Source organism: Streptomyces sp. CB09001 (genome assembly GCF_003369795.1).
Lineage (GTDB): Bacteria > Actinomycetota > Actinomycetes > Streptomycetales > Streptomycetaceae > Streptomyces.
Window position 1 is genome coordinate 2,623,839 of record NZ_CP026730.1, and the last position, 13,303, is coordinate 2,637,141.

General features: G+C 71.7%; 7 protein-coding genes. 3 read left to right on the plus strand and 4 right to left on the minus strand.

Annotation, left to right across the window (positions count from 1 at the left end; translation table 11 throughout):
• Nucleotides 1-39 precede the first annotated feature (39 nt).
• The 3 genes from C4J65_RS12130 to C4J65_RS12140 form a co-directional block, all read right to left on the minus strand.
• A complete protein-coding gene (locus C4J65_RS12130; protein WP_115742424.1) occupies nucleotides 40-5,028 on the minus strand; it encodes an NAD-glutamate dehydrogenase in 4,989 nt (1,662 codons plus the stop codon).
• Nucleotides 5,029-5,498: 470 nt separating this feature from the next.
• A complete protein-coding gene (locus tag C4J65_RS12135; RefSeq protein WP_115742425.1) occupies nucleotides 5,499-6,170 on the minus strand; it encodes an HAD family hydrolase in 672 nt (223 codons plus the stop codon).
• A 58-nt stretch (nucleotides 6,171-6,228) separates the two neighbouring features.
• Nucleotides 6,229-6,732 carry a hypothetical protein gene (locus C4J65_RS12140; RefSeq protein ID WP_115742426.1) on the minus strand — a complete coding sequence of 168 codons (504 nt, stop codon included), beginning with the start codon at nucleotides 6,730-6,732 and terminating at the stop codon, nucleotides 6,229-6,231.
• Between the two features lie 1,133 nt (nucleotides 6,733-7,865).
• Between C4J65_RS12140 and C4J65_RS12155 the strand changes: the two genes are divergently transcribed.
• Complete coding sequence (locus C4J65_RS12155) at nucleotides 7,866-8,135, plus strand: Rv3235 family protein (RefSeq protein WP_003975808.1); 270 nt, start codon at nucleotides 7,866-7,868, stop codon at nucleotides 8,133-8,135.
• Nucleotides 8,136-8,275: 140 nt separating this feature from the next.
• Here the strand turns inward: C4J65_RS12155 and secA are convergent, their stop codons facing one another.
• Nucleotides 8,276-11,119 (minus strand): preprotein translocase subunit SecA, encoded by a 2,844-nt coding sequence (gene secA / locus C4J65_RS12160; RefSeq protein WP_115742428.1) that lies wholly within the window; start codon nucleotides 11,117-11,119, stop codon nucleotides 8,276-8,278.
• Nucleotides 11,120-11,400: 281 nt separating this feature from the next.
• Here secA and C4J65_RS12165 point away from each other — a divergent pair, with 281 nt between their 5' ends.
• Together C4J65_RS12165 and C4J65_RS12170 are read left to right on the plus strand one after the other, a co-directional pair.
• Entirely contained in the window at nucleotides 11,401-11,970 is a 570-nt protein-coding gene (locus tag C4J65_RS12165) for a GNAT family N-acetyltransferase (protein ID WP_115742429.1), read from the plus strand.
• 150 nt (nucleotides 11,971-12,120) lie between these two features.
• Entirely contained in the window at nucleotides 12,121-13,296 is a 1,176-nt protein-coding gene (locus C4J65_RS12170) for a crosslink repair DNA glycosylase YcaQ family protein (protein ID WP_115742430.1), read from the plus strand.
• Nucleotides 13,297-13,303 lie beyond the last annotated feature (7 nt).

Below are 13,303 nucleotides of genomic sequence, written 5' to 3' on the forward strand. Positions count from 1 at the left end.
TCACACGGCAACAGCGTCAACGCCGTAACACCGCACCGCCTACGAATGCGTGCGCAGCAACGTCCGCATCGTCCGCATGGCCACCGAAAGGTTGGACAGATCAAACGCGTCCGACCCCCGGATCTCCTCCAGCGTGGTCCGCGCCCGCCCGAGAATCGCGGCGTTCTTCTCCTCCCACGCCTTGAACCGCTGCTCCGGCGTCGACGACCCGTTGCCCACCGCCAGGACGTCCGCGGTCAGCGCCGCGTGCGCCGCGTACAGGTCCTCGCGGATCGCCGCACGGGCCATGGACTGCCAGCGGTCGTCCCGCGGCAGATCGCTGATCCGGTCCATCAGCTGGGTGACCCCCAGCCGGTCGGCGAGGTCGTAGTACACCTCCGCGACATCCAGCGGCTCCTTGCCCATGCGGTCGGCCACCGACACGATGTCCAGCGCCGCGAAGACCGAGGAGAACCCGGCCACCCGCGTCGCCGGCTCGTCCGGGACACCGGCACCGGTCAGCTCGTCGTAGATGTGCTGGTACCACTCCGCGTCCGCGCCGCGCAGCAGCTTCGGCAGCTGCGACCACACCTGCTCGACCCGCTCGGCGAAGAAGTCCACCGTCTCGGCCAGCTCCAGCGGCTGCGGCCGGTTGTTGAGCAGCCAGCGCGTGCCGCGCTCGACCAGGCGGCGCGAGTGCAGCCGGATCCGGGTCTGGACGGCGGCGTCGACCTTGGTGTCCAGCGCCTCCACCGCGTCCCACACCGGGGAGGAGCGGAAGATCGCCCGCGCCACGGTCTGCGCCCGCACGATCTCCTCGAGCGACGCGCCGGTCTCCTCGCGCATCCGGTGCAGATACGTCGTACCGCCCGTGTTGACCGTGTCGTTGACCAGGACGGTCGTCGTGATCTCGCGGCGCAGCGGGTGGCCGTCGACCTGCTCGGCGAACTGCTCGCGCAGCGCCGTCGGGAAGTAGGCGTGCAGCAGACCCTTGAGGTACGGGTCGTCCGGCAGCGAGGTGTGCAGCAGCTCCTCGGCGACCGTGATCTTCGTGTACGCCAGCAGCACGGCCGTCTCCGGGCCGGTCAGGCCGTGCCCGCCGCTCAGCCGCTCGCGGATCTGGCGGTCGGTGGGCAGGAACTCCAGGGCCCGGTTGAGGTGGCCCTCCCTGACCAGGTGCCGCATGAAGCGCTGCTGGGCGTGGAGCATGTCCTTGGACTGCGCGAGCGCGTTGGCGATCGCCGTGTTCTGGGCGTAGTTGTTGCGCAGGACCAGCGCGCCGACCTCGTCGGTCATCCCGGCGAGCAGCTTGTTGCGCTGCTTGACGGTCATGTCGCCGTCCTTGACGAGACCGTTGAGCAGGATCTTGATGTTCACCTCGTGGTCGGAGGTGTCCACGCCCGCGCTGTTGTCGATGGCGTCGGTGTTGATCCGGCCGCCGTGCAGCGCGATCTCGATCCGGCCCAGCTGGGTCAGGCCCAGGTTGCCGCCCTCGCCGACGACCTGGACCCGCAGGTCCTTGCCGTCGACGCGGATGGCGTCGTTGCCCTTGTCGCCGACGTCCGCGTTGGACTCCGTGGACGCCTTGACGTAGGTGCCGATGCCGCCGTTCCACAGCAGGTCCACCGGAGAGCTGAGGATCGCCTTCATGAGCTCGGCCGGGGTCATCTTGGTGATGCCCGACTCGATGCCGAGGGCCTCGCGGACGTGCGCGTTGACCGGGATCGACTTGGCCGTGCGCGGGAAGATGCCGCCGCCCGCCGAGAGCAGCCCGGTGTCGTAGTCCTCCCAGGACGAGCGGGGCAGCTCGAACAGCCGGCGGCGCTCGGCGTAGGAGGTGGCCGCGTCCGGCGTCGGGTCGATGAAGATGTGCCGGTGGTCGAAGGCGGCGACCAGGCGGATGTGCTCGCTGAGCAGCATGCCGTTGCCGAAGACGTCGCCGGACATGTCGCCGATGCCGACGACCGTGAAGTCCTCGGTCTGGGTGTCCACGCCCAGCTCCCGGAAGTGCCGCTTGACGGACTCCCAGGCGCCGCGGGCGGTGATGCCCATGCCCTTGTGGTCGTAACCCGCGCTGCCGCCGGAGGCGAAGGCGTCACCGAGCCAGAAGTTGTAGGACTCGGCGACCTCGTTGGCGATGTCGGAGAACTTCGCGGTGCCCTTGTCGGCGGCAACGACGAGGTAGGTGTCGTCCTCGTCGTGCCGTACGACGTCGGCGGGGTGCACGACCTCGCCGGCCACCATGTTGTCGGTGATGTCGAGCAGCGCCGAGATGAACGTCCTGTAGCTGGCGATGCCCTCCGCCAGCCACGCGTCGCGGTCGACGCCCGGGTCGGGCAGCTGCTTGGCGACGAAGCCGCCCTTGGCGCCGACCGGCACGATGACGGTGTTCTTCACCATCTGCGCCTTGACCAGGCCGAGGATCTCGGTGCGGAAGTCCTCCCGACGGTCCGACCAGCGCAGACCACCGCGCGCGACCTTGCCGAAGCGCAGGTGCACGCCCTCGACGCGCGGCGAGTACACCCAGATCTCGAACGCCGGGCGCGGCGCGGGCAGGTCGGGGATGGCCTGCGGGTCGAACTTCATGGAGACGTAGTCGTGCGGCACGCCGCCGCTCGCCTCCTGGAAGAAGTTGGTGCGCAGCGTCGCCTTGATGACGGTGAGGAAGGACCGCAGGATCCGGTCCTCGTCGAGGCTCGCCACCTGGTCGAGGGCCGCGTCGACCTCTTCGAGCAGGGCGTCGACGAGCTCCCGCCCGGCCCGCTGCCGCTCCGGCGCCATCCGCGCCTCGAACAGGTTGATGAGCAGGCGCGTGGTGTGGACGTTGTTGCGGAGGGTGTCCTCCATGTAGTCCTGGCTGAAGGTCGAACCGGCCTGCCGCAGGTACTTGGCGTACGCGCGCAGCACCATCGCCTCGCGCCAGGTCAGTCCGGCGCTGAGCACGAGGGCGTTGAAGCCGTCGTTCTCCGCCTTGCCGGTCCAGGTGGCGGCGAAGGCGTCCTGGACGCGCTCGCGGGCGTCGTCGCCGAGGTAGTCGGCGCCGCCGGACGGGGCCTTGGGCATCCGCAGGCCGAAGTCGTAGATCCAGGCCGTGGTGCGGTCGGCGCAGCGCAGCTCGTAGGGCCGCTCGTCGGTGACCTCGACGCCGAGCCGGCTGAGCACCGGCAGCACGGCGGACAGGGAGACCGTGCCACCCTTCTGGTAGATCTTGAAGCGCCGCTCCTCGGGCGCGGCGCCGACCGGCTCGTACAGGCTCAGCGCGAAGGTCTTCTCGTCGTCGAGCTGTTCCAGGTGGCCGAGGTCGGCGACCGCGGAGCGCGGGCCGTGGTCGGCCTTGTAGCCCTCGGGGAAGGCGGACCCGTAGTGGCGCAGCAGCTCCGCGGCGCGTTCCTCGCCGACCTCGGCGGTCAGCGCCTCGCCGAAGCCGTCGGCCCAGGAGCGGGCGGCCTCGACCAGACGGGCCTCGACGCGCTCCTTGTCGGCGTCGGACAGGTGCGGCAGCTCGGTGCCCTGCGGGACCCGGACCACGAAGTGCAGCCGGGACAGGATCGACTCGGTGTTCCAGGCCGTGAAGTCGACGTTGGTGCCGCCGAGCTCCTCCTTGAGGATGTCGATGATCCTCAGCCGGACACCGGTGGTGTAGCGGTCGCGGGGGAGGTAGACGAGGGCCGAGTAGTAGCGGCCGTACTCGTCCTGACGCAGGTAGAGCCGCAGGCGGCGCCGCTCCTGGAGGTAGAGCACGGAGGTGACGATGGGCTCCAGCTCCTCGACGGAGGTCTGGAACATCTCGTCGCGCGGGTACGTCTCCAGGATCTGCAGCAGGTCCCGCCCGTCGTGGCTGTTGGGCGAGAAGCCGGCCCGCGCCAGCACCTCCTCCACCTTGCGCCGCACCACCGGCACCCGGCGGACGGACTCGGTGTAGGCGGCGGAGGAGAACAGGCCGAGGAAGCGCCGCTCGCCGACGACGTTGCCGTTCTCGTCGAACTTCTTGACGCCGACGTAGTCGAGGTACGACGGCCGGTGCACGGTGGCCCGGCTGTTCGCCTTGGTCAGCACCAGCAGCCGGTGCTCGCGGGCCTTGGCCCGGGCATCGGCGGGCAGCCGCTCGAAGGACGGGCTGACGGGGTGGCTCTCGTCGGCCGCGTGGTGCGGGTCGGAGCGCAGGATGCCGAGGCCGGTACCGGCGACGGCGGCGAGCGAGTCGTCCTCGCGCAGCTCGTACTCGCGGTAGCCGAGGAAGGTGAAGTGGTCGTCGGCCAGCCAGCGCAGCAGCTCGCCGGCTTCCTCCAGCTCACGCGTGGGGAGGTCCTCCGGGGTGGCCTCGGTCGCCAGCTGGTCCGCGATGCGGACCGCCGCGTCCCGCATCTTGCCCCAGTCCTCGACGGTCTCGCGGACGTCGTTCAGGACGCGCAGCAGGTCGGCGGTGATCTGCTTCAGGTCGCCGCGGTCGGTCTCGCGGTCGATCTCGACGTGGATCCAGGACTCGACGTGCGCGTCGTGCGGGAGGTCGGCGGTGGGGCCGCCGGCGAGCACCTCGACGAGCTTGCCGGTGAGGTCGCGCCGCACCACGATCTGCGGGTGGACGACGACGTGGATGCCGCGGCCCTGGCGGGTCAGCTCGTTGGTCACGGAGTCGACGAGGAAGGGCATGTCGTCGGTGACCACCTCGACGACGGAGTGGCTGCACGTCCAGCCGTTCTCCTCGACCGTCGGGGTGTGCACCCGGACGTTCGCCGTGCCCTGCGGGCGGTTCTCGGCCAGCCGGTAGTGCGAGACGGCGGCTCCGAAGACGTCGACCGGGTCGCGGTCGGCGAGGTCCTCCGGGGCGGTGTGCCGGTAGTAGCGCTGGAGGAACGCGAACACGGACGCGTAGTCCGGGGCGTCCGGCGTGCCCGGGGCGCCGTCCGGGGCGTCCGGCGTGCCCGGGGCACCCGCCGTGCCCTCGCCCGTCGTCCCGGTCGGTAGGTGCCCCCCGACCGGGCTGTTCTCAGCTACCCGCGCAGCCCTTTCGAGCAGCTCGGCCTTGGCTTCGTCCAGCTTGGTCTGCATTGTCCTCTGACTCCTGTCGCGCGCCGTTGCGTGACGTAGAAGGAAGTACGGTCTCCTGCCTTCCGGCATGACGTCGGGACACGGGGTGTCCGGTCTGCTCCGACGCTATGCCGCAAGACGAGAGGAGCGGGGGCATATCAGCCAATGTCGCCGCTCCCACCGGGTGTGACTTCGCTCTCGCCGTCACCGTCCGGGGAGTGCGCGGCGCCGTACCGGGGGTCTTCGATGCCCCGGCCCGCCCGCGAGGATCAGCGACCGCCGCCCGGCCACGGATGTCGTCCGCGGGTGCCGGGCGCAGGGCAGGGGCACCAGTGCCCCCGCGAGCTATCGCGCTGATCACGCCACAAGGCTATCGCCCCGCACGGGCTCCCCGTCATGAGCCGCATGTGTACAAAACCGGGCCCCCGACTTGGACGTTCCGCACAGCTACGACGCGGCGCCGGGTACGCCCCCGGTGCCGCCCGGCACCGTCATCCCGCCAGCCGCTCCGCCACCGCCACGGCCTCTCCCAGCGTGTCCACCACCGGCACCCCGACCCCCTCGAGGCTGGCCCGGCTGTGCGACCCCCCGGTGTAGAGCACCGCGCCGGCGCCCACGTGGCTCGCCGCCACCGCGTCGTCGGCGGCGTCCCCGATCACCACCGTGCGAGCGGGCTCCACCCCGGACAGCGCCAGCTGGGCGAGGTGGCGCACCATGTGCTCGGCCTTGCTGCCCCCGGACGGCCCGGTCCGTCCGTCGACGCGTATGAAGTGCGTCTCGATCCCGAAACCCTTGACCAGCGGCACCAGCTCGTCGTGGCCGTACATGCTGAGGATCGACTGGCTGCGTCCCGCCGACCGCCACCGGGCGAGCAGCTCCGTGACACCGTCCGCGAGCGCGCACCGGCTCCGGTGCACGCTGTAGTGGCGCTGGAAGGCCGCGTCCATGACCTCCCACTCGGCGTCGGTGGGCAGCCGCCCCATCAGCCGCTCGTAGAACTTCGGCACCGGCACGCAGTACAGCGCCCGGTACCGCTCCAGTGTGATCGGCGCCAGCCCGAGCTCGGCGAACGCCGCGTTCGTCGCTCCGATGATCGCGTCGTTGTCGTGGAACAGCGTGCCGTTCCAGTCCCACACGATGTGTGCGCCCGTCTGCATCCCCATGCCCGAAAACGTACCCGGCGCCACTGACAATCGGGACACCGCGATGCGACGTGCCTGGTCACACCAGGTTCGGGATCTCCTGCGTCGCGTACCAGAGCAGCTCGTGGTCCTCCGCGCCGTCCACGACGAACTGGGCGTCGTCGTCCCCGCCGTCCGCCGCGGCGAGGGCCTCCGCCGCGGCGCGTACGTCCGCCTCCGCTTCGGCGGAGTCGACGTGCACCGCGGCCGCCTTGGCCAGCGGCAGCGGCCCGGCGACCCGGACCTCGCCCAGCGCCGCCGGATCGGGGACGCGGTCCGGGTCGGCCACGGCGGCGCCGTCGGAGACGTCGGCGGCGACCACGACCCGGCGCCGCGCCTCGGCCGGGTCGGCCGCCAGCGCGCGCAGCGAGGCCAGGGCGGCCCGGTTGAGGGCGGCGTACTCCAGCTCCTCGATGTCGTCCGACAGGTACCACTCGCGCAGCGCCGGTGTGACGGCGTAGGCGACGAGCGGCCCGGTCCCCAGCTCTCCCGCCCGGTGCGCCTCGGCGAGGCCGGACAGGGTCAGGGGGACGTAGACGCGCATGAGTCTGCCGCTTTCGTGGTCGGGGACGCCGGGGACGCCGCCGGATCGCTCGGCGACCCGGCCGGAGAGCCCTCAGGATACGTGCGGGTGTCCCCTTTCGAGTCCCCACCCGTGACCTCCGACACGTCCACCCCGGTCCCGGAATTCACCCGCCCCACCCGCCCCGCTACGGCCCTTCCGACCCCTTCATCACTCTGATAGGTGAACTTCCCGACCCCCTCGACCCGACCGCCCGCGTCCTTGCCGTGCCGCCCCTCCACCCCGTACAAGATCCCCGACCGCGAAGTTACCGCCCGGTATCACCCGGGCCGCCGAACGGGGACCCCCATGCGCAAGGTCATGACCCGAACCCAGCCCCGCCCCACCGCCCCCACGTCCCTTCCCCCGTCCCATCCCACGTCCCATCCCGCCTCACCGCCGCCGCCCCACGGCCCGGGTGCCACACCGCCCTTCGGCGGCACGGGTGCCACGTCCTCCTACGCCCGAGGGGCCTCGCCGTCGTACGGCCCGGGGGCCCTGCCGTCGTACGGCCCGGGGACCTCGCCGTCGTACGGCCCGGGAGGCATGCCGACCCACGGCCCGGGAGGCGCGCTGACCCACGGCCAGGAGGTCACGCCGACCGGCGAGCCCGGTGGTGCCCCGCCTCGTACACCCGGAGGTGTGCCGCCCCGGAGGCCGGGGGAGCGCGGGGTGCGGGCCACGGCGTCCGGTGGGCGGCCGCCAGGGGCTCCTGGCCGTTCCCAGCGGTCGCGTACGCGGCCGGCGGACACCCGCCCGCCCACGGCCGGACCGGGCCGGGGCGCGAGGCCCGCTCCGGTCGCAGGGCCCCGGGCGCCCCCGTCGCGGGCTCGGCGCCGGCCTCGTCCACCGCCTCCGCCCCTGGCCGCCCGACCGCGGCTCCCGTCGACGGTCGCCCGGGCACGGCCTCCGCCACCGCCCGCACCGCGAACGCCGCCCCGGCCCCTGTCCCGGCCCCGTCCCGGGGGCGGAGCCAACGACGGGTCGCCCGGCCCTCCGCGGCGCCCGTCGTCCCCGCTCAGACGCCTCGCCGGCCCGTCCCGCAGCTGCGCCCCACCGACCACTTCGCCGAGCTCCTGCTCGGCGTCCTCAGCGGTCGGCGTCCCGTCCACTCGATGCTCCGCCACACCGTCGGCCGCGCCTACGACGACCTGGCCCACCTCGCCGAACGCGGCCCGCTGCGCACCCGCGGCACCTCGCCCGTCGTCCGCGACATCGGCTACTTCGAGCCCCGGCCGGGCGCCCTGGAGGTCTTCGCGCGCATCGGCGCGGGCGACCGGCTGCGTGCCATGGCGTTCCGCCTGGAGCGGGGCCGGGACCTGCGCTGGCGCTGCACGGCGGTGGAAGTGGGCGGCCCCAGAAGGACCCGCGCGGACGACGACTGACCGTCCCGGCCGGCCCGCCGGAACGGGGCCGCCACCAGGGCAGGGCCGCCAGGGACACGACGGCCAGGACAGGCCGAAGGGCCGGTCACCCCGGGTGACCGGCCCTTCCCGTCGCCGTGGTGCCCGCGGGCACCGCGGCGTCACTTCTTGCGGCGCCGCCCGCCCTTGGCCTGCTTGCGGCGCTCCGCGCGCGTGAGCCCGTCGGACTGGGCCTGGGCAGGCTCGCCGTCGGTGAACTCGCCCTCGACGACACCGCCCTCGCCGTCCACGGTCGGCGCGGAGAAGTGCAGGTCACGGCGCTGCGGCGCGTCGAGACCCTTGGCACGGATCTCCGGACGGGCGCCCGCCTGGGCCGGAACCGCGTCCTGCGCGCCCTTGTCGAGCGACGGCGCCGCGTCCTCGACCGGGACCTCCTCGACCTGCTGCTCGACCTGGACCTCCAGGTTGAACAGGTAGCCGACGGACTCCTCCTTGATGCCCTCCATCATGGCCTGGAACATGTCGAAGCCCTCGCGCTGGTACTCGACCAGGGGGTCCTTCTGCGCCATCGCGCGCAGGCCGATGCCCTCCTGGAGGTAGTCCATCTCGTAGAGGTGCTCGCGCCACTTGCGGTCCAGGACCGACAGGACGACCCGGCGCTCCAGCTCGCGCATGATCTCGGAGCCGAGCTGCTTCTCGCGCGCCTCGTACTGCTCCTGGACGTCGTCCTTGATGGACTCCGCGATGTAGTCGGCGGTCAGTCCGGCCCGGTCGCCGGCCGCCTCCTCCAGCTCCTCGACGGTGACCTTCACCGGGTAGAGCTGCTTGAAGGCGCCCCACAGCCGGTCGAGGTCCCAGTCCTCGGGGAAGCCCTCGGCGGTCTCGGCCTGCACGTAGGCGTCGATCGTGTCGTTCGTGAAGTGCTGGATCTGCTCCTGCAGGTCCTCGCCCTCCAGAACGCGGCGACGCTCGCCGTAGATGACCTCGCGCTGGCGGTTGAGGACCTCGTCGTACTTCAGGACGTTCTTACGGGTCTCGAAGTTCTGCGTCTCGACCTGCGACTGGGCGGACGCGATCGCGCGCGTGACCATCTTGTTCTCGATCGGCACGTCGTCCGGCACGTTCGCCATGGACATCACGCGCTCGACCATCTGGGCCTTGAACAGCCGCATCAGGTCGTCGCCCAGGGAGAGGTAGAAGCGGGACTCGCCGGGGTCGCCCTGACGGCCGGAACGACCGCGCAGCTGGTTGTCGATGCGCCGCGACTCGTGCCGCTCGGTGCCCAGGACGTACAGGCCGCCCAGGTCCTTGACCTCTTCGAACTCGGCCTTGACCGCCTGCTCGGCCCGCTCCAGCGCGGCGGGCAGGGCCGCGGCCCACTCCTCGATGTGCTCCTCGGGGTCGAGGCCGCGCTGACGCAGCTCCGCCTCGGCGAGGTCCTCCGGGTTGCCGCCCAGCTTGATGTCCGTGCCACGGCCGGCCATGTTCGTGGCCACCGTCACGGAGCCCTTGCGGCCCGCCTGGGCGACGATCGTCGCCTCCCGGTCGTGCTGCTTGGCGTTGAGCACCTCGTGCTGGACGCCGCGCTTGCTGAGCTGCTGCGAGAGGTACTCGGACTTCTCGACCGAGGTGGTGCCGACGAGGATCGGCTGGCCCTTGCGGTGCTTCTCCTCGATGTCGTCGACGACGGCCTCGAACTTGGCGACCTCGGTGCGGTAGATGAGGTCCGACTGGTCCTTGCGCACCATGGGCCGGTTGGTCGGGATCGGCACCACGCCGAGCTTGTAGATCTGGTGGAACTCGGCGGCCTCGGTCATCGCCGTACCGGTCATGCCGGACAGGCCGGGCTGTTCCTTGTCGTTGTGGTCGTGGCGCTTGTAGAGGCGGAAGAAGTTCTGGAGGGTGATCGTGGCGAGCGTCTGGTTCTCGTCCTTGATGTCCACCCCTTCCTTCGCCTCGATCGCCTGGTGCATGCCCTCGTTGTAGCGGCGGCCGGCGAGGATACGGCCGGTGTGCTCGTCGACGATCATGACTTCGCCGTCGAGGACGACGTAGTCCTTGTCCTTCTTGAACAGTTCCTTGGCCTTGATGGCGTTGTTCAGGTAGCCGACCAGCGGGGTGTTCACCGACTCGTAGAGGTTGTCGATGCCCAGCCAGTCCTCGACCTTGGACACGCCCGACTCGTGGATGGCGACGGTGCGCTTCTTCTCGTCGACCTCGTAGTCACCGGTCTCCTCGATGCCCTTGAGGGTGTTGCCGGCCTCGCCCTTCTTCAGGCGGGTGACCAGCTTGGCGAAGTCGCCGTACCACTTGGTGGCCTGGTCGGCCGGGCCGGAGATGATCAGCGGCGTACGGGCCTCGTCGACGAGGATGGAGTCGACCTCGTCGACGATGGCGAAGTTGTGGCCGCGCTGGACGAGCTCGTCCTTGGACCACGCCATGTTGTCGCGCAGGTAGTCGAAGCCGAACTCGTTGTTCGTGCCGTAGGTGATGTCGCAGGCGTACATCTCACGGCGCTGGGCCGGCGTCTGGTTGGCGAGGATGCAGCCGACGTTCAGACCGAGGAACTTGTGGACGCGGCCCATCATCTCGGAGTCGCGCTCGGCCAGGTAGTCGTTGACCGTGACGATGTGCACGCCCTCGCCGGACAGGGCGTTGAGATAGGCGGGCAGCGTGCCGACGAGGGTCTTGCCCTCACCGGTCTTCATCTCGGCCACGTAGCCCATGTGCAGGGCCGCGCCGCCCATGATCTGCACGTCGTAGTGCCGCTGGCCCAGGACGCGCTTGGCGGCCTCGCGGACGGTGGCGAAGGCTTCGGGCAGCAGGTCGTCAAGGCTCTCACCGTCGGCGTAGCGCTGCTTGTACTCGTCGGTGAGGGCCCGCAGCTCGGCGTCGGAGAGGTCAGCGAAGTCCTCTTCGATGGAGTTGACCTGGTCCGCGATGCGGTGCAGCTTGCGCAGGATCTTGCCTTCGCCTGCACGCATGAGCTTCGAGAGGACGGACACGGGGGTTGGTCTCCTTGCCGGTCGGGCCTGGGACGGTCGGTTTCCTGTGACGGATCGGGCAACGGCCATCGTATGCGAGGACCCCGCTGCCCCGGGAGGCCTGCTGCGACGGGGACCTGCCCGCTCCTCGCATCCAGCATCCCTGTCTGCTGCCACCCCTTTCAACGTCCGGGCCCCGCGGATGGTGCCGCGCCTTCCGGCGAATCGCACGAGAGGTGACCGGATGTTCACGCACGGCAAAAATATTGGCGCCGCCACGGGACGCCGCGCAGAATCGGCCGATGGAACCCGTCACGCTCACCACCGACCGCCTCGTCCTGCGCACGGTCGGCCCCCGGGACGCCGAGGCCGTGTACGCCGCCGCGCAGGATCCCGACATCCAGCGCTGGACGACGATCCCCTCGCCCTACCTCCCGGAGCACGCGCGCGGCTTCACGGAGCAGATGGTCCCCGACGGCTGGGCGAACGACTCGATGTTCACCTTCGGCCTCTTCCTCCCGGCCGGGGACCTGGTGGGCATGCTCGCCGTCACGATGATCTCGCTGGGCACCGGTGAGATCGGGTTCTGGGGCACCAAGGAGCACCGCGGCCGGGGCTACACCACCGAGGCCGCCGTCGCCGCCGCCCGCTGGGCCTTCACCGAGCGGGCCGTGGACCGCCTGGAGTGGCGTGCCGAGGTCGGCAACACGGCCTCCCGCGCGGTGGCCCAACGCGCGGGCTTCGCCATGGAGGGCACGTTGCGCTCCGCGATCAACAACAAGGGCGTCCGCCGCGACAGCTGGATCGGCTCCCTCCTCCCCTCGGACCTCGCCCTCCCGTCCACGTCCCCGTACCTCCCGACACCGGCGTAGCCGCGGGCAGGCCCGGCTCCCCGGTGCCCGAACGGCCTGGGCGGTCGCCCCAGGCGGCACGGGTGGGCGCAGCGGCACCCGGCAAGCGCGGGCCCGCGCCCACCCCGCACCCGCCCCCGCTGTCAGACCCACCCCCTATCGTGCGGACGTATGACGACCCTCCCGCCCCCCGCCACGGAACTGTCCGCAGACGAGGCCCGCCGCCTCGCCCTCCGCGCGCAGGGCTTCCTCGGCGCCCCCGACCGCCGCGCGGGCGTCCGCGGCGTCCTCCGTCACCTGGGCGCGGTGCAGCTCGACACGATCTCGGTCCTGGCCCGCTCCCACGAGCTGATCCCCTACGCCCGGCTCGGCGCGGTCGGCCGCCGGACCGTCGACGACGCCTACTGGACGGACACCCACGCCTTCGAGTACTGGTCCCACGCCGCCTGCATCCTCCCCATCGAGGAGTGGCCCCACTTCGCCTTCCGCCGCCGCGCGTACCGCAACCGCCCGCACTGGAACCACCACCTCCCCGACGGCGACTACGACCGCGTCGTCAAGCAGCTGCGCGAGGAGGGCCCCCTCACCGCGACGGACCTGGGCGGCGCGAAGAGGACCAGCGAGTGGTGGGACTGGTCGGGCACGAAGGTCGCCGTCGAGCGCGCGCTCATGTACGGCGAGGTGGTGTGCGTGGAGCGGCGCGGCTGGAAGCGGGTGTACGACCTGGCCGAGCGTGCCGTCCCGGCCGCGCTGCTGCACGACGACCTGGACGACACGGAGTGCCTGCGCCGCCTGGTCCGCCTGGCCGGCCGGTCCCTGGGCGTCGGCACGCGCGCGGACATCGCGGACTACCACCGTCTCAAGGCCGAGCAGGTGGACGCGGTGATCGCCGACTCGGGCCTGGTGCCGGTCACGGTGGCGGGCTGGGGCCGTCCTGCCTGGGCGGACCCCGCGGCCCTGGAGACGACCCCGCGCGGCCGTCACCGCACGACGCTGCTCTCGCCCTTCGACTCGCTGATCTGGGAGCGGGCGCGCACGGAGCGGATCTTCGGCTTCACCCACCGGCTGGAGGCCTACGTACCCAGGCAGAAGCGGGTGCACGGCTACTTCGCGATGCCGGTCCTGGCCGGCGGCCGGCTCGTCGGCCGCGTGGACCCGGCCCGCGAGGGGCGCACCCTGGTCGCCAAGCAGGTCACGCTGGACGGCCCGAAGGCGGTCCCGGCCGTGGCAGAGGCGCTGGCCGAGGCGGCGAGCTGGGTGGACTGCACGAACGTGCGCGTGGAGCGGGTCGAGGCACCGGGTCTGCGGGAGCCCCTCACCCGGGAGCTGGCCCGGCTGCTCGACTGACCGGGAA